The organism is Hippea sp. KM1 (genome assembly GCF_000526195.1).
Classification (GTDB): Bacteria; Campylobacterota_A; Desulfurellia; order Desulfurellales; family Hippeaceae; genus Hippea.
Genome location: NZ_JAFP01000001.1, coordinates 14,697 through 31,991 on the forward strand (window position 1 = coordinate 14,697; position 17,295 = coordinate 31,991).

Annotated in this window: 18 protein-coding genes; 10 read left to right on the top strand and 8 right to left on the bottom strand. The window is 31.3% G+C overall.

Going from position 1 to position 17,295, the window contains the following annotated elements:
* Nucleotides 1-65: 65 nt before the first annotated feature.
* The 8 genes from D891_RS0100080 to D891_RS0100115 form a co-directional block, all read right to left on the bottom strand.
* On the bottom strand, nt 66-665 hold the full coding sequence (locus D891_RS0100080; protein WP_025209017.1) for a haloacid dehalogenase-like hydrolase: 600 nt from the start codon (nt 663-665) through the stop codon (nt 66-68).
* On the bottom strand, nt 655-1,602 hold the full coding sequence (locus D891_RS0100085; protein WP_025209018.1) for a class I SAM-dependent methyltransferase: 948 nt from the start codon (nt 1,600-1,602) through the stop codon (nt 655-657). Before D891_RS0100085 ends, D891_RS0100080 begins: the two co-directional genes overlap by 11 nt.
* Complete coding sequence (locus D891_RS0100090; protein ID WP_025209019.1) at nt 1,590-2,579, bottom strand: sulfotransferase domain-containing protein; 990 nt, start codon at nt 2,577-2,579, stop codon at nt 1,590-1,592. Before D891_RS0100090 ends, D891_RS0100085 begins: the two co-directional genes overlap by 13 nt.
* The gene (locus D891_RS0100095; protein ID WP_051453538.1) at nt 2,579-3,844 is read right to left on the bottom strand and encodes an ISL3 family transposase; all 1,266 of its coding nucleotides are present in this window, start codon (nt 3,842-3,844) and stop codon (nt 2,579-2,581) included. The genes D891_RS0100090 and D891_RS0100095 overlap by 1 nt, the downstream gene beginning before the upstream one ends.
* A 179-nt stretch (nt 3,845-4,023) precedes the next feature.
* Nucleotides 4,024-5,286 (bottom strand): flippase, encoded by a 1,263-nt coding sequence (locus D891_RS0100100; RefSeq protein ID WP_025209021.1) that lies wholly within the window; start codon nt 5,284-5,286, stop codon nt 4,024-4,026.
* Nucleotides 5,287-5,689: 403 nt separating this feature from the next.
* The gene (locus D891_RS09665; RefSeq protein WP_084042272.1) at nt 5,690-5,857 is read right to left on the bottom strand and encodes a HepT-like ribonuclease domain-containing protein; all 168 of its coding nucleotides are present in this window, start codon (nt 5,855-5,857) and stop codon (nt 5,690-5,692) included.
* The gene (locus tag D891_RS0100110; protein WP_025209022.1) at nt 5,850-6,176 is read right to left on the bottom strand and encodes a nucleotidyltransferase family protein; all 327 of its coding nucleotides are present in this window, start codon (nt 6,174-6,176) and stop codon (nt 5,850-5,852) included. Before D891_RS0100110 ends, D891_RS09665 begins: the two co-directional genes overlap by 8 nt.
* Before the next feature lie 399 nt (nt 6,177-6,575).
* Nucleotides 6,576-7,748 (bottom strand): IS3 family transposase, encoded by a 1,173-nt coding sequence (locus D891_RS0100115; protein WP_025209023.1) that lies wholly within the window; start codon nt 7,746-7,748, stop codon nt 6,576-6,578.
* An 81-nt stretch (nt 7,749-7,829) separates the two neighbouring features.
* Between D891_RS0100115 and D891_RS09885 the strand changes: the two genes are divergently transcribed.
* From D891_RS09885 to galE, 10 genes are all read left to right on the top strand, one after another.
* The gene (locus D891_RS09885; protein WP_198014757.1) at nt 7,830-7,973 is read left to right on the top strand and encodes a hypothetical protein; all 144 of its coding nucleotides are present in this window, start codon (nt 7,830-7,832) and stop codon (nt 7,971-7,973) included.
* Between the two features lie 30 nt (nt 7,974-8,003).
* The gene (locus tag D891_RS0100120) at nt 8,004-9,122 is read left to right on the top strand and encodes an ISL3 family transposase (protein WP_084042267.1); all 1,119 of its coding nucleotides are present in this window, start codon (nt 8,004-8,006) and stop codon (nt 9,120-9,122) included.
* Between the two features lie 4 nt (nt 9,123-9,126).
* Nucleotides 9,127-10,299, top strand: a complete 1,173-nt coding sequence (locus D891_RS0100125; protein ID WP_025209024.1) for a glycosyltransferase — start codon at nt 9,127-9,129, stop codon at nt 10,297-10,299.
* Complete coding sequence (locus tag D891_RS0100130; protein ID WP_025209025.1) at nt 10,296-11,384, top strand: glycosyltransferase family 4 protein; 1,089 nt, start codon at nt 10,296-10,298, stop codon at nt 11,382-11,384. Before D891_RS0100125 ends, D891_RS0100130 begins: the two co-directional genes overlap by 4 nt.
* Entirely contained in the window at nt 11,384-12,340 is a 957-nt protein-coding gene (locus D891_RS0100135) for an NAD-dependent epimerase/dehydratase family protein (RefSeq protein ID WP_025209026.1), read from the top strand. The genes D891_RS0100130 and D891_RS0100135 overlap by 1 nt, the downstream gene beginning before the upstream one ends.
* Complete coding sequence (gene hddA / locus D891_RS0100140; protein WP_025209027.1) at nt 12,321-13,340, top strand: D-glycero-D-manno-heptose 7-phosphate kinase; 1,020 nt, start codon at nt 12,321-12,323, stop codon at nt 13,338-13,340. The genes D891_RS0100135 and hddA overlap by 20 nt, the downstream gene beginning before the upstream one ends.
* Nucleotides 13,341-13,389: 49 nt before the next feature.
* Nucleotides 13,390-13,974: a D-sedoheptulose 7-phosphate isomerase gene (gene gmhA / locus D891_RS0100145; protein ID WP_025209028.1), complete on the top strand. Its 585-nt coding sequence runs from the start codon at nt 13,390-13,392 to the stop codon at nt 13,972-13,974.
* Complete coding sequence (gene hddC / locus D891_RS0100150) at nt 13,974-14,696, top strand: D-glycero-D-manno-heptose 1-phosphate guanosyltransferase (RefSeq protein WP_025209029.1); 723 nt, start codon at nt 13,974-13,976, stop codon at nt 14,694-14,696. Before gmhA ends, hddC begins: the two co-directional genes overlap by 1 nt.
* 311 nt (nt 14,697-15,007) lie before the next feature.
* Nucleotides 15,008-16,111, top strand: a complete 1,104-nt coding sequence (locus D891_RS0100155) for an IS256 family transposase (RefSeq protein ID WP_025209016.1) — start codon at nt 15,008-15,010, stop codon at nt 16,109-16,111.
* A 134-nt stretch (nt 16,112-16,245) separates the two neighbouring features.
* Entirely contained in the window at nt 16,246-17,250 is a 1,005-nt protein-coding gene (gene galE, locus D891_RS0100165; protein ID WP_025209030.1) for a UDP-glucose 4-epimerase GalE, read from the top strand.
* The last annotated feature ends 45 nt before the right edge of the window (nt 17,251-17,295 follow it).

Sequence of the window (17,295 nt, forward strand, 5' to 3'; positions counted from 1 at the left end):
ATTTGGGTTTGGTTAAAATGGAGGTTTGGGTGCGGAAGGGGGGGGGTTGGAAAGAGCCTAAATTTTTAACATTCAAAACTCTCTATTTCTATATTTTTAAAGTACATATCTTTATACACATAAATATAATTTTTAAATTCTTTATTTATATCTTCTTTATTATCACTTACAAAAAGGTATTTTTCATATTTACTAAAATGTTCATCTACATAGTTTACTTTTTGACCCGTCATATCAAAATAGTATTTACCATTTTTTATTATGGATGAATATATCTCTATATCATATTTGTTAGCTATATACTTAGCAATAAAATCAACAGTTGCACTCAATACTATGACCTTATAACCTTTACTTTTCATTTTATTTAATAAATTAAATGTTTTATCAATTTTATAATCATCTAGATTTTTAAAAATTTTTTCTAACCCATCATCGAGTATCTTAGAACTAAAAAACGAAAACATATAAACAGAAAAATCTCTTTTAATATCTCTTTTTGTAAACATATAATATAAATGAACAAAAAGTTTTAATGATAAAATTTTATAGATCAAGTATATAAATTTACTTTTACTTTTAAAAAAATGATCACTAAAATAGTGATGTGTATTTATACTAAATAGTGTATTATCCAAATCAAAAACAACCAATCTACTTTTCATATTTTGCAATAAACCCTATATGAAATGAAATTTCTTTATTTTTATTAAGAAGAGTAGCAATTGGAGATAAAATTAAAAATGCTAAATCCAAAACTTGTCTTATTTTTCTTCGAATACTCTTTTTAGATTTAACATAAAATGAAGATTCTTGTGAAACTATTATTGGCTTAGTAGCTCTTGCATACTTCTCTTTAAATATAGCACTAAGCACCCTATATCTCAAATCTGCTCCAGTCACTTTAGTATATGCCGGATAAAAACTGACACTAAATTGATGTTTTTCAAATAGTTTATTTAATGACTTCAAGCTAAACCAATTAAAATGATGTGGAGGGTAATCAGACACTTCCCTAAAACCCAATCCATTTATCCATCTATTTGTATTTGGTGTGCTACCTACTAATACTCCGTGTGGTTTGAGATATTTTTTTAAATGGTTTATAAAATTATCTAAATCATCTTGATGTTCTATAACTTCAAAAAAAGTTATAATATCAAAATAACCTAAAAATTTACTATCAATCTTTTCTAAATCTTCTAACTTACAATGGAAGATTTTATCTTCTGCTATCTTTTTTTTAGCTACTTTTACAGCATATCTATCTAAATCTAAACCGTAACAATCATATCCTTTATCTTTCATTTCTTTCAAAAAAGAACCATTTCCACAGCCAACATCTAAGATTTTTTTACCAGTTGCACCGATCTTGTTTAAATTTTTAAAAAAGAATTCTGTCCAAAGAGGCAATCTTTGAATATCTTCATGCAAATTTTGCTGAAATCCTAAATCATCATTTTCATAAAAAGAAACATCTATTTTTCTTGGATACCAAGCATGAAAATCACAATTTTCACAACTATAAAGTCTATATTCATTATGTGTAATATTTGTTTGTTCAAGCTTAGTTGAACATATTTGGCAATTTATTTTATCCATTTTGTTAAATCCTTTTTTAATAACTCCGAAGTTTTAATTATATCTTCTTTAAATATATTTTGTAATATTAAAATCTCTTTTTCGCTAATATTTTTTTGTTTCGTACCTAAAAAATTATCTCTAGTTTTTTTCAAAGAAATATACAAAGATGAAGGAAGTATTTTTTTAGTTAATATTTTAAATTTACTATCTTTATAAAATATTTTTGCAAAACTATTTTTTGGAAATATTGTTTCATTTAAATTTTCACTTGTATTTATATTCTCTTTTTCTATATCTAAAAATGTAAAAATATCAGTTAAAACTTTATCTTTATTGTATTTTAGATCCTCATGAAACAATATCAAGACATCATCAAAATGATTTTTAAAAAATTTTATTCTATCAAAGAATTTGTATCTAAAAGTGTGACAAATTGCATAATATTTATTTTGAAACATTTTTTTTTCTATTTTTATCGCTTCCTCTAATGAACGATATTTTGCTCCATTATATATTTCAAATATTCGCTTATACATTAAATAATGTGAAATTGTTGCTTCTATTGGATTTCTTAAAATAATTATTATTTTATTAGTTTGCGGTTTCTCATAATATTGTTGAACACTTTTATAAAATTCCTCATAAAATACAAAAGCAGCTGTAGATGCATCACCAATATATTTTTTATTTTCAATATCATCGTTACGATATAGACTAAAATATTCATTTTCTGACAATACGAATTCATTGAGTTTGTGAGGATAAACAACTTTTTCAATATCATTTAAAAAATGTTTAAACGATAAATATTGAGGTTCTTTAAAATCAGGTAAATATATTTTTGAATGTTGCTTTAAATAATAATACAAAGAAGTTGTTCCACATTTTCCTGCACCTACAATAAATAAATTAGGAAGTTTACACTTCATATTATACCCGCCCTCACTTGTTTTTCTTGGCTCTTTCCACTTTCTTATGGGTAACTCCCACAACACTAAATCCCCCTCAAACTCTTGTTGACCAGACTGAAATCAAGTTTGCCTGTTAGAAGGTATACTATAATTCTGTAGTTTTTAAATGTCCTATATCCTCTTGCTTTTGCCTTTGCTGCCTGAATAACAGAGTTTAATCCCTCAAGTATTCCATTGTTGATTCTGCTTCTAAACCAATTTATGATTCCATTCCAGTGTTTTTTAATTGTTCTTGCAGACTCTATTATGGGTTTTAATCTTGAATGGGTTGCCCAGAAATACCATTTTTTCAGGTAGGCTGTAAACTCTTCTTCTGTTTCTGCATTATAGATGTCCTGAAAGGACTGTCTTATGTTATATGCCCTTATAGTTTTCAGATTCATATTTGATATTGTCAATTCTTTCAAAGCCTCTCTCTGTTTTCTTGTGAGATTATGTTTATTCTTAAGCCAGATATATTTGGTTCCTTTCAGCAGTTTATTTTCTTTGGATTCTTGTTTTCTTACACTATCCACTGCCTCATTGATAATCTTAAGGATATGAAACTTATCGAATGTAATATCGGCATTGGGTATGTGTTCTTTTACTCCTTTGATGAATGCAGGCGACATATCGCAACTGACATTTCTAATGTTGTCTATCTCTGCTTTATGCTCTTTAAAGTCTTTTACAAACTCTTTGACTGTTGATGCATCTTTGCCCTCTGCCACAAACAGTGTTCTCCTTTTGTTTAAATCCACAAACAGGGTGATGTATTCATGTCCCTTGGCTATACTTGTTTCATCTATACCTACAGAATCAATATTGGAGAAATCTTCATATTCTTTTGCTTTATTCACATATCTATCAAGCATATCCCATATTTTATCATTATGGACATTGATGAGTTTAGATACCTGATTAACAGGCATGGATGAGCATAGCTGCAAAAGTAAAGCTTCAAAAAGCAGACTAAATCCACTGCTTACACCCTCCCAGGGAGCTTTTATTGTTTTTATAGTTCCATCCGGCAGTTTTACCCTTGGGATTCTTGCATGAAGATAACACTCATGCTCAAAGAAATTCAGATGTCTCCACTTCTTTGTTGTAGTATCATAAGCGCTTAAATTAGAGAACTCTTTGTTGTTTTTATTATCAAAATAGCTGAATTTGGAACCTCTTTTGAAATTTATGTATATGTCCAATCTTTTCTCATCTTGACTAAACTCTATCCTTTCTATAAACCAGGGTGGTGCAATACCCAATGCCTTTTCAAACAGTTCCTGCATAACATTAGCCACAGAGCTCATCCTCCAATAAAAAGGTAATAAATGAATGCAACACAACAGATGCAGCCAATAACAACATAATTCTGGGTAATTCTAACTTCTTAAAGAGAAGAATGCAAAGAATAATTTATCAATTATTCTTTGCATAGTTTAACATCTCCAACAGAGCTTGAATTACCCATAGATTTTTGGAAAGAGCCTTACTGCTTCCATGCCCCCAAAGCCGTCGGATCAAGTCTTGTCCTTTTATAAACATAAATCCCAAGGATTATATTCCACATTATCATACTGGTTGAGGTCGCAATTGCTGCCCCTTTTGCACCAAGGTGTGGTATAAGCATAGCGTTTAAAATCACATTAACCACAGCACTCACTCCCACGCCAAAAGCTACATCCTTCTCATGTCCTGTCATTGCAAGTATTAATCCCACTGAGCCAGCGGAGGCATTTATTAACTGTCCGATACTTAATATTGCCAATGTACTACTACCAGCCATAAATTCCTTGCCAAACAACCATAAAGCCAGCTTACCTTTGTATATCAAAAAAACAGCTATTGGTAAAGAGAGAAAAAATACAGCTCTTGCACTTTTTGTAATAACATTTTGTAATTGTTTCAAGTTATTTTTAGCGTATAATTCTGCAATCGTCGGGGCCATAGCTGCGTTAACGGAGGCAAGAATGAAAACGATAAGAGTTGCCACCCTTGTTGCTACAGCATATATACCAGTCGCATAAGCTCCTTTCATTGCTCCCAGCATAATAATATCTGTTTGAGAGTTGATCAAACCTAATACACCTGACAATAAGAGTGGTAAAGCGCTTTTTATCCAGAATTTTGCTTTGTATTTTGCTTTTTCGAGCTTAATTTCGGGCGGCAGGTAGTTTCTTAAAATATAAAACGAAAAGACTAAAGCGACTATCACTGCAACTATATTTAACTCTATAGTTCTTGAAGGATTTAAATTTATTTTAGAAAAATAAGCGATAGCAATAACTATAAGGAAAATCAAAGGTCTAATTGTAGAACTTGAGATTTGACCCATTATAATGTGTTTAAGTCCCTGTATTGCTGCCTCTTTAAGCTGCAGAAGACCTAAGAAAGGCAATAGTAATACAGCTATTCTAAATGGTAAAAGCATTTCATGGTTTAAATGGCTTTGAAATATGAACGTGATTACAAAAGATAAGCTCGCAGCTATTATGGCATTTATAAGAATGACTCTCTCTGACCATTTCAAAAAGCCTCTTAGATACCCCCATTTCTTTTTGCTACTATATATGGATACCTGCTTAGTGGTTAGTACAGGCAAGCCAAACACAACAAAAACATTGATAAAATCTACCAACGATAATGCATAGGCATAAGCCCCATATCCCTTTGCTCCTAACATGTGAGCAAGAAGTAAGCTTGTTAGAAATCCTAAACCTACCGAGGAAACCTTTAACAGGAATGTGCCCAATGCGCTTTTTGTAAGGTGAGAGCGAAGAGAGTTAGCATTTGCCTCTGAATTCAGTCCGAAACTTTTAAATAATTTTGAATTTTGAATTTTGAATTTTAGATTAGAAGTTTTTGCTAGCGGAGTAATTGTGTTTAAGTGCGCTGTTTGGTTACTGTTTTTAATTACCGTACCCTCCTACTCAATCCCATTGTAAACATCGCAAACCTTATTTGTGTAATCCAGAATCTAAAACTAAAAAACCTTTTTAATTTACTTTTTCCTGCTCCAAAGCTCCTTCTCCCTCTACCATTCACCAATTAACCCATTATCCCATTCACCAATCCTACCAATTATCCTTTGTTCAAACTCTGAACGCAATTATAGAAATAAAATAGACAAGGTCAAGAAGATTTAAATGCATAGCCTATACATTTTCAAGCTCCTCCAAAATCTTTTTTATTTGTTTCTTTAGAGTAGGTAAATTATTCTTTATAGTATCCCATACAGATTCAGCATCAACACCAAAGTAGTCATGTATCAGCACATCTCTAAAACCTGCTATTTCTCTCCATTTTATCTTAGATTTAGACATAAATTACTTCGTTTAAAATTTCTTCTTTTATTTGAGATTTAATCGCACTTTTCGTAACGAGATCGACTTTTTTGTTAAATATCTTCTCAAGATAATGCTTTAACCTCATATAATTTAAGAAGTCCTTGTGATACTTATCGAATTTCACAAGTATGTCAATATCGCTATCATTTGATTGCTCTCCTCTAACCATAGTTCCAAAAACCCCTATTTCTTTTACATGGAATTTAGATTGTAAGTATTGTTTGTTTGACTTTAAGAAAGATAATATATGTGTAAGCTCGTCGTTTTTATGGGTAACAGAATCAAATTTCCGCATAAGGATCAACCCCTTTTCCGAGATTGCTACTTTTATTTAAACTTATCTCTTTTTCGCTTATTTTTCAAACTTTTTTGAGAAGTGCTCGCAAGGACTGCATCTCATTCAAAATCTGAATGCAAATTCAAATATAAGAATTAAAACAGGGAGAGTCAAGAAGAATCAAATTTTGAATCAAGAACTATAGGTCGACAGATCTTCGTTTAGCAAAACAGCTTCCTTACCAATTCCTCTTTTGATATTCCAATATAATCTGCAACTTCTTTCAATATGTTGTTCAATGTTCCTATTTTTATTGGGCTATGCGTATATTGCCCCCACTTGTCAAGTCAATTCTTCCCATTTCCCTTTTCCTTCTCTCTCCTTAACCCTCAGTTAACAGGACTACTCACCTCCTTTTCAAGCAACTATGTTTTCTTTTGTTTCTGACATACACCCATATACCTCAAAAGGCGTCTTATATCCAATAGCAGAGTGTAATCTCTTGCTATTGTAGGTGTGTATGTATTCATCTATTCCAGTTTTTGCGTCTTTGAATCTCTCATAGCAGCTTGGATAGATATTCTCCTGTTTTAAGCTTCTGAAGAACCTCTCCATGTGTATGTTGTCAAAACACCTGCCCTTGGCATCCATGGATATGGATATGTTGTGTTTCTTTAGAAGCTCTATTGTCCTGTTTGAGGTGTATTGGCTCCCCTGGTCAGAGTTGAAGATATCGGGTCTTCCGTATTTTTCTATAGCAGATTCTATAGTCCTTACAACAAGTTCATCATCCATTGTTGGTGATAGTTTGTGTGATAATACAGCCCTTGATTTTAGGTCCATTATGACGCACAGATAGGCAAAGCCCTTACAGAGCCTGATGTATGTGATATCTGAGACCCATACCTGATTGGGCTTTGTGGGTATTATGTCGTTTAGCAGATATGGATAGGCCTTTGTGTTCTTATCCAATTCTGTTGTTTTAAATCTCTTCCTTTTGGGATATAAAGCCCTTATGCCCATAATCTTCATGAACCTTGTTATTCTTCTCTTTCCCACATTATCAAAGCCTTTTCTTCTCAACTGGTGGTATATCCTTCTGTATCCGTAGTATGGAAACTCTGTGTATATCTCATCAATGGCATTCATGATTTCTATGTCTTCTTCTGAAATCTCTGGCTTGTTCTTGTAATACAGTGTAGACCTGTTCATCCCTAAAAGCTCTGTTTGCCTGGTGATTGAAAGGTTTTTGAGCTTGGGCTCCACCAGGCTCTTCTTAGTCTTCAAGCCCAAGCTCTTTAATTTTTTTAATACCCAGTCCCTTTCTATGGTAGCCTGACCCAATGCTTTGGATAGAGCCTCAATTTGGGATTCCTTCTCTCTTATCTCCTCTTTATACTTCTTTGCCGGGACAGCATTCTCAAAGGCTAAGGATGCATTCTCCAAAAACTGCTTCTTCCACTGATGTATGGATTTAGGTAATATGCCGTATTTGGATGCAATCTCACTTACACTCTTGTCACCTTCCAACAACTCTAAGACCACTTTGGCCTTAAACTCAGAAGAAAACTTTCTGTGTTTCTTTGACACAACAACCTCCTCAAATCAATCAAACTTTTAAGACTAAATCAGATTTAAGAACATCTGATTACTTCTCAAATCTTATCAGATTTGAGAAGAGAAGTGTTCAAAAATCTGATGAAGTTTACGGGGCATTATAGGTGTACTCCTGAGGAGTATTTGGAGAACCACTACAGAAATACTGACAAAAGAGAAGAAGAAACACAACAAGTAGAGCAGAAAGAGGCAGTGTGATTAAAAAAGAGGGGGGGTTTTTTAAAAAACATGACTAATTGGGTGTATAAAAAAAGGTTGACAGACCAGAGTGCTTATGATACTATAACAAAGAAGTGGAGACATCTAAACTTCTTTGAGCATGAGTGTTATCTTCATGCAAGAATCCCAAGGGTAAAACTGCCGGATGGAACTATAAAAACAATAAAAGCTCCCTGGGAGGGTGTAAGCAGTGGATTTAGTCTGCTTTTTGAAGCTTTACTTTTGCAGCTATGCTCATCCATGCCTGTTAATCAGGTATCTAAACTCATCAATGTCCACAATGATAAAATATGGGATATGCTTGATAAATATGTGAATAAAGCAAAAGAATATGAAGATTCCTCCAATATTGATTCTGTAGGTATAGATGAAACAAGTATAGCCAAGGGACATGAATACATCACCCTGTTTGTGGATTTAAACAAAAGGAGAACACTGTTTGTGGCAGAGGGCAAAGATGCATCAACAGTCAAAGAGTTTGTAAAAGACTTTAAAGAGCATAAAGCAGAGATAGACAACATTAGAAATGTCAGTTGCGATATGTCGCCTGCATTCATCAAAGGAGTAAAAGAACACATACCCAATGCCGATATTACATTCGATAAGTTTCATATCCTTAAGATTATCAATGAGGCAGTGGATAGTGTAAGAAAACAAGAATCCAAAGAAAATAAACTGCTGAAAGGAACCAAATATATCTGGCTTAAGAATAAACATAATCTCACAAGAAAACAGAGAGAGGCTTTGAAAGAATTGACAATATCAAATATGAATCTGAAAACTATAAGGGCATATAACATAAGACAGTCTTTTCAAGACATCTATAATGCAGAAACAGAAGAAGAGTTTACAGCCTACCTGAAAAAATGGTATTTCTGGGCAACCTATTCAAGATTAAAACCCATAATAGAGTCTGCAAGAACAATTAAAAAACACTGGAATGGAATCATAAATTGGTTTAGAAGCAGAATCAACAATGGAATACTTGAGGGATTAAACTCTGTTATTCAGGCAGCAAAGGCAAAAGCAAGAGGATATAGGACATTTAAAAACTACAGAATTATAGTATACCTTCTAACAGGCAAACTTGATTTCAGTCTGGTCAACAAGAGTTTGAGGGGGATTTAGTGTTGTGGGAGTTACCCATAAGAAAGTGGAAAGAGCCAAGAAAATATTATACATAACCCCATATTTTCCAGAACCTAATAAAAAAGCCGGCTCAAAGTTTACATATAATCAAATAAAAAAGCTTGTAGAATTAGGGTATGATGTTGATTTGGTAAGTATAACTAGGTTTGATAAATTGGATATAGAAAATGTACAATTAATATGTAAAAATGTTTTTGTTTTTAAAAGGGATAATTATTTATCATATTTTAATGCTTTTGTTAAAGCTTTCTTTCAAAAACAATCTTTATTTTTGGATTTATTACCTAGTAGTTTTAAGAGACAAATTAGAATTTTATTAAATAAAAACTATGATAGAGTATTTATAGAACATAGTTATATGGCAATTTGGTTTAGAAATGAATTTGGTAATAAATATGATGATAAATTAAGAATTGTGATGCACAACATTGAAAAAGATTATTTTGAATATATGTATAAGAATGAAAAATTAAATTTAAGTAAATTATTTTATTGGTTAGAATATAGATTTTTATTTCATAATGAAGATATCCTATTAAGAAATAAAAATTTAAAATTTTTATTTCTTAATAAAGATAATGCAAAAAAATATAATGGTCTGTTTTTGCCAAGTTTTCCTTTCGAAGTAAAGAATGTAAAGGAGTATGCAAAGTATGATATAGGGTACATTGGATTTTTAGGAAGTCAAAGAAATATAAATGCTTTAAAATTTTTTTTAGAAAATATTTGGCCTATTATTTTAAAAAATAATAAAAATATTACTTTTTGTATTGCAGGAAGAGGACTTAGAAATGAAGATGAAAATTATTTAAAGAAATTTAAAAATGTTTATATTATTGGGGAAATAAATAAAATAGAAAATTTTTATTCTAATAATAAAATCATTATTGTACCTATTTTAGAGAGTATAGGTGTTCAAACAAAACTTTATGAAGCATTGTCATATTTAAAACCTGTAGTTTGTACAAAATTTGCATTAAATGGAATGCCTTTTGAAAATAATATTCATTTGTTTGCAACTAATGATATTCAAAAGTTTGCAAATTATTGTCTATTATTGCTAGAAAAAAAAGAAATAATGGAAATATTTAAGAAAAATTTAATTTCCTTAGAACAAAATATTAAAATTCAAATAGAAAAGGTTTTGAAAATATGAAAATTTTATTGGTAGGTTTTAAATTATCAATAGGAAATGAACTTTATATGAATATGCTTTATAAATATTTAAAAGAAAATAATATTGAAATAGATATTTGTGGAGATAGTAATTATATTAAGAAATATAATATTGGTAAAGTAATAGCAAACGGTGGGAATGCTAAACAGATGTTTATAGATACTATAAATCCTATAAATTGGATAAAATTTTATAAATTATTGAAAAAAGGTAATTATGATTATGTGTTTTTTGTAACTTCACATACCCTTAATAATATTGCAATAATATTAGTAAAATTATTTAAAAATATTAAAATAATTTCTCAAATACATGATCCATTGCCTCATTCAGGAACAAGTTATGCAAAAATTATATTTTATTCTCAAAAGATTCAATCTATTTTAAGTGATTTAGTTATAGTAGCAGGAAAATCATTAAAAAATGATATAATAAAATATTATAATAAGGAAGCTAACAAAATTTTTGTTTTACCACTTGGTAGTCATAGAAAAGAGAAAAGTTTCATAAATAAATCAAAAAGACAATATTTTTCAGTATTAGGTAGAATAGAGGAGTATAAAGGGATAGATGTCTTTTTAAAAGCAATAATAAAAATATTAAAAGATGAAAATATGAAAAAGTTAAAGTTTGTTATAGCAGGAGATGGTGATATATCTAAATATAAAAATTTAATACAACAGATTCCAAAAGAAAATTTAGTTATAAAAAATTATTTAATTAGTGATGAAGAATTTGATGAAATAATAAAAAACTCTTATGCGGTTGTATTGCCATACAAAGATGGAACTCAGACAGGAACAGTTCAAATTGCTTACTCTAATAGTACACCTTGTATAGTTACTAAAGTTGGTAGTATATATGAACTTGTAGAAGATAAAAAAACAGGTTATATAATAGAACCAAATAATGTTGAAGAGTTAGTAAATGCTATAAAAAAAATGTTTTTTAATAGTGATATTATAGAAATGGAGAAAAATGCATATGCATTTTACAATAAATATTTAAAATGGGATAGTATTATTAATCAATTGATAGAAAAACTTAACAGAAGGGATTTTTAATGATTATTATAACTGGAGGAGCGGGATTTATAGGTAGTAATTTAGTAGAATATCTTAACAAAAAAGGAAGAAAAGATATTATTATTATTGATGAATTTTCTCAGAAAAATAAATATAAAAATATTGTTGATTTAGAATTTACTGATGTGTTGAATTTTCAAAAAGGATTTGATTATTTAAAAAATGTATTAAAAAATTATGACATTGAAGTGGTTTTTCATATTGGTGCAAATGCTGATGTATTGATTAATGATTGTAATATTATGTTAGATGATAATTTTGAACATTCTAAATTTTGGTTCTATTTTTCAAAAGAAAATAACATACCATTTATTTATGCATCTAGTAGTGCAGTATATGGAAATAGTCAGTGTTTTAAAATTAAAAAAGAGTGTGAAAAACCTCATAATGAATATGCTTTTTCTAAATGGTTATTTGATAAATTTGTATTGAATAATTTAAATATTGGAAATAGAGTAATAGGATTTAGATTTTTTAATGTTTTTGGAATGAGAGAGTTTCATAAAGGGAAAAATGCAAGTTTGCCTTATAGGTTTTTTGAATTTATAAGAGAAAAAGGATATATTGATTTATTTGATGCTGAAATTAAAAGAGATTATGTTTATGTAGATGATGTATGTGAAGTTTTATATTATGCATGGAATAATAAGATAGATAATGGAATTTATAATTTAGGCAGTGGTAACCCAATAAGTCATGAAAAATTAGCTAATTTTGTAGTTGAAACTTTAATAGAAAGAAAAATTATTGAAAAAGGAAATAGCTATATAAAAAAAATTCCTATGCCAGAAAATTTAAAAACAAAATTTCAGTTTTATACAATAGCAGAAGAACTACCATATTGGATTAGACAATTTACTATTAACAATGAAATAAAAATTAAATTATATATTAATAAGTTAGTAGAAAGGTTTTATAATGTTAATTCGCTCTAAAGCACCACTTAGATTAGGTCTTGCAGGAGGAGGAACGGATTTAGATGTTTATGCAAGTAGATATGTTGGATATGTATTAAATGCTACTATTTCATTATATGCTCATACTACATTAGAAAAGTTGGATAATGGAAAAATTATTTTTCATTCTGTTGATAATGATGAGTATTTAGAAATTGATAGCAAAGAATTTTTAGAATTAGATGGGAAAATGGATTTATATAAAGGGATTTATAATAGAATTGTAAAAAATTTTGTTAAAAAACCGCTATCTTTTAAACTTATTACGTATTCAGATGTTCCAAGTGGAAGTGGACTTGGGGGAAGTTCTACATTAGTTGTTGCTATTATAAAGGCTTTTGTAGAATGGCTTAATTTGCCACTTGGTGAGTATGATATAGCAAAATTGGCTTATGAAATAGAGAGAGAAGATATAGGAATAGTTGGAGGAGCACAAGATCAGTATGCGGCTACTTTTGGAGGATTTAATTTTATGGAATTTTATGGAGATAAAAGAGTAATTGTTAATCCTTTAAGAGTAAAAAATTGGATAATAGATGAATTAGAAGAAAGTATAATTTTATATTTTACAGGCATACAAAGAAGTGCAAGTGTTATTGAAAAAGAAAAAGAAAGTGTTTTAAAAAAAGAAAAATCGCTTGAAGCAATGCATGAAGTAAAAGAAGATGCAATAAAGATGAAAGAGTATTTACTAAAAGGTGATATTAAAAATTTTGCTAAAATTTTAGGAAAATCTTGGGAAGCAAAAAAAAGAGTAAGCTCAGCTATTTCAAATAGTGAAATAGATAGAATCTATAATCTCGCAATGGAGAATGGAGCATATAGTGGTAAAGTAAGTGGTGCAGGTGGTGGTGGATTTATGTTTTTTATGGTAGATCCAACTAAAAAATATCATTTAATTAATTTGCTAAACAAACAAGGCGGACAAGTTTATAATTTTCATTTTACAAAAGAAGGAACAAAAGGCTGGAAAGTATAAATTAATTATGAATTTTAAATTATAAATTTTGAATTAAAAAGGAGAGAGGATGAAAAAGTTTGTAGAAACTCAGATAAAAAAATCTTATGAAGTTAAAAAGAGTATTTTAGATAATGAAAAATTAATCAATGAGATATTAGAAATCGGTAATTTGTTAATAGAGACTTATAAAAAGGGAAATAAGCTGTTAATTGCAGGTAATGGAGGAAGTGCAGCAGATGCTCAACATATTGCAGGAGAATTGGTTAGTAAATTTTATTTCGATAGACCTGCCCTTCCAGCAATAGCTCTTACAACTGATACAAGTATAATTACAGCTATTGGAAATGATTACGGATATGAATATCTTTTTTCAAGACAAATTGAAGCAAATGGAGTTAAAGGAGATGTATTTTTAGGGATTTCTACAAGCGGAAACTCAAAAAATATTATAGAAGGATTAAAAACAGCAAAAGAAAAAGGGCTTATTACAATTGGCTTAACAGGTGAAAGTGGAGGAAAGATGAAAGAATTGTGTGATTATTGTATATGTGTGCCATCAAGCGAAACTCCAAGAATTCAAGAAGCTCATATATTAATAGGGCATATTTTATGTTCAGTTATAGAAGAAGCTATTTTTGGTAAAGGATTTTAGTGGAAGCTATTGTTTTAGCTGGGGGACTTGGGACAAGGCTTAGAAGTGTAGTTAGTGATGTGCCAAAACCTATGGCTCCTATAAATGATAAGCCTTTTTTAGAGTATATTTTAGAGTTTTTGAATAATCAAAATATAAAAAAAGTTATTTTATCTGTTGGGTATAAATGGGAAGTGATAAAAGATTATTTTGGTGACAAATATAAAGATATTGAATTAGTTTATAATATAGAAAAAGAACAGTTAGGCACAGGCGGAGCTATAAAAGATTCTTTAAAGCTGACAAAGAATGATGAAGTTTATGTTTTAAACGGGGATACTTTTTTTGATGTTGATTTGTCAAAAATGAAATTAGATAGTAATTTAATAGAAATTGCATTAAAAGAAATGAAAGATTTTGACAGGTATGGAGTTGTTGAAATAGATGAAAATAGATATATTCGAAATTTTAAAGAAAAGTCATATTATAATCAGGGGTTTATCAATGGAGGAATATATTTATTAAAAAGAGAAATTTTTGATGATTTTAATTTGCCAAAAAAGTTTTCTTTTGAAGAGTTTTTAGAGAATAATTTTCAAAACTTAAAAGCAAAAGGAAAAGTTTTTAATAGTTATTTTATAGATATAGGTATTCCAGAAGATTATGAAAAAGCAAAAAGGTATTTTAGTGAAAACTTTATTTTTAGCCCTCATTCCGCACCTCTCCCTCCATTTATACCATAAAACCTCATATAATCTCCACCCAACAGCTCCAATATAAGCCTATGCTTATCTTCCAACCCAACAATTTGCTCTTGGTTGTTTAGAATAAGTAGATGTATGGCAAAGAAGTTCTCAAACACCCACCTTACTGTTGGGTTCTGAATGGGTTTTCCAAGCTGATTGGGAAAGGTCTTGCTTTTATTCTTAAGATCACTTCTTATTCTTATAATGCCCCCGGGCAGTGTAAAATTACTTGTGTCACCCTTTGAAGGGAGAGGGGTTATATGTTATAACCCCTCTTTGACACTAACCCTTCAAAGGAGGAAAAACACATGTATGATTTGATTTTTACACAATTGAAGGAAGAATTCAAGTCAATGATTGAAAGGATCATGAAAGAGGAAAGAGACAGGTACTTAGAAGAGAACAAATCAACAAGGGCAAATGGATATTACACAAGGTCACCAAAAACAATATTAGGTCAGATGGAGCTTTCCATCCCCAGAACAAGGGACGGCAAGTTCAAAAGCGATGTATTGCCTGAGAGAAAGAGGGTGATGTTTCTCCTTGATGACATAATAAGGGCAATGTTCGTGTCTGGAGTCTCATCAAGGAAGGCAGGCAAGGTTTTAGAAAATCTCATTGGATGTTCCATATCATCCCAGTTTGCAAGCTATATTTCCGACATACCAAAAGAGGTCATAGAGGAGTTCAAAAACAGAAGGTTGGATGATGAGTATCCAGTCCTATACATAGATGCAACATACCTGCCTCTGAAGAGGGACAGTGTAGAAAAAGAGGCAGTTTATGCTGTTCTGGGATTGAGATACGACGGCAGAAGAAACATACTTGCATACTTCCTACCTGGAGGCAATGAGAATACACAGATGTGGAGAGAGATATTTGAGGACCTAAAATCAAGGGGACTAAAGAATGTCAGAATGATAATCAGCGATGATCTAAAAGGGCTCTCAAGATCAATAGAGGAGGCATTCCCCAAAGCAAAGCATCAGCTATGCTGGTTTCATCTGAAGAAGAACATAAAAAGCAAGGTGAGAAAGAGACACTGGGATGAGATGCTGAAAGAGCTAAACCAGATAATGGAGGCTAAGACCCAAGAGGAGGCAGAACTCTTGATGAATGAGTTCATCGACAAATGGAGTAGGCTCTATAAATCCCTAAACAGCCTAAAAAGTAAAGTCAAGAACTATACACACTTCTCAAACCTCAATGAAAAGATAAAGGTATACTTTTCAACAACAAACTGGATGGAGAGGTGTTTCAAGGAATTAAAGGATTCTTTAAGAATTAGGGGTTATCTCCATTCTGAGGACAGTGCTGAAAAGTTCCTTTACCTTTTCTTCAAAGATAAGGATGAGAAGTATTCATCAAGAAAGCTCAGATACTCTGAATACCTGATGGAGGCTTTTGGATAGATGGGGAAACTAAGTGAACCAAACAGGAAGAGGGGTGACACAAAAAAGTTGACATTGCCCTTCAAAATCAAACATTATTTGACAAAAGATAAAAAATAAAATAAAAACTCACCAAAAATTGGGAGGTTTAATCCATGAAAATCCTGATCACCGGTGGGGCGGGGTATATTGGAAGCCATGTTGCAAAGCACATACTCAAAGAGACGAACTTTGAGCTAACGATAGTGGATAACCTCTCCACCGGTTTTTTAAGGACAATAGAGACACTGAAGACCATCAGGGATTTTGAGTTTATTAAGCTGGATCTGTCAAATTGGAACGATACGCAAAACCTATTCAAAACCCACGGGTTTGATGCTGTTATACACTTTGCGGCAAGCTTGATAGTGCCAGAAAGTGTCGAAAATCCGCTTAAATACTATCTAAACAATACATCCAATGGAATGCACCTAATAAAGTGCTGTATAGATTACGGTGTAGATTATTTCATATTCTCCTCAACGGCAGCCGTGTATGGACAACCAGAGTTATCGGCTAAGGATAGAATCAAGGAAACCCACCCAACAGAGCCTATAAACCCTTACGGCAAAAGTAAGCTGTTTGTTGAAAATATCCTAAAGGATGCAGCAGAAGCCCACAAAGGCTTTAGGTATGTAGCTTTAAGATACTTCAATGTGGCAGGCGCAGACAAGGAAGGCCTAATAGGCCAGAGCACAAAAAATGCAACGCATCTGATAAAGGTTGCAGCACAGACGGCACTGGGCAAAAGGGATAAGATGTTTATATTTGGGGATGATTATCCAACACCCGACGGCACATGCATAAGGGACTATATCGATGTGGATGATTTGGCTGTAGCCCATCTAAAGGCCTTAGAATATATCAAAAACAACAAAAGCGATGTGTTCAACTGCGGCTATGGTAAGGGTTTCTCTGTAAAAGAGGTAATCCAAACAATGAAGGAGGTAAGCGGCAACGACTTTAGGGTTGAAATTACACAAAGAAGAGCGGGCGACCCTGCGATACTTGTTGCCGACAATACAAAGATCACACAACTAATGGGGTGGAAGCCCCTATATAACGATTTAAAACTCATCTGCAAAACAGCCCTCGACTGGGAAAGAAAACTCTCAAATTGAACCCAAAGCCCATATAATTGAAAAAGAACAATCTATGTAATATAA

Coding starts and splice junctions, on each gene's coding strand:
- D891_RS0100080 (WP_025209017.1), bottom strand. CDS start 665: ATGAAAAGTAGATTGGTTGTTTTTGATTTGGATAATACACTATTTAGT.
- D891_RS0100085 (WP_025209018.1), bottom strand. CDS start 1,602: ATGGATAAAATAAATTGCCAAATATGTTCAACTAAGCTTGAACAAACA.
- D891_RS0100095 (WP_051453538.1), bottom strand. CDS start 3,844: ATGAGCTCTGTGGCTAATGTTATGCAGGAACTGTTTGAAAAGGCATTG.
- D891_RS09665 (WP_084042272.1), bottom strand. CDS start 5,857: ATGTCTAAATCTAAGATAAAATGGAGAGAAATAGCAGGTTTTAGAGAT.
- D891_RS0100110 (WP_025209022.1), bottom strand. CDS start 6,176: ATGCGGAAATTTGATTCTGTTACCCATAAAAACGACGAGCTTACACAT.
- D891_RS0100120 (WP_084042267.1), top strand. CDS start 8,004: ATGACTAATTGGGTGTATAAAAAAAGGTTGACAGACCAGAGTGCTTAT.
- D891_RS0100130 (WP_025209025.1), top strand. CDS start 10,296: ATGAAAATTTTATTGGTAGGTTTTAAATTATCAATAGGAAATGAACTT.
- D891_RS0100135 (WP_025209026.1), top strand. CDS start 11,384: ATGATTATTATAACTGGAGGAGCGGGATTTATAGGTAGTAATTTAGTA.
- gmhA (WP_025209028.1), top strand. CDS start 13,390: ATGAAAAAGTTTGTAGAAACTCAGATAAAAAAATCTTATGAAGTTAAA.
- D891_RS0100155 (WP_025209016.1), top strand. CDS start 15,008: ATGTATGATTTGATTTTTACACAATTGAAGGAAGAATTCAAGTCAATG.
- galE (WP_025209030.1), top strand. CDS start 16,246: ATGAAAATCCTGATCACCGGTGGGGCGGGGTATATTGGAAGCCATGTT.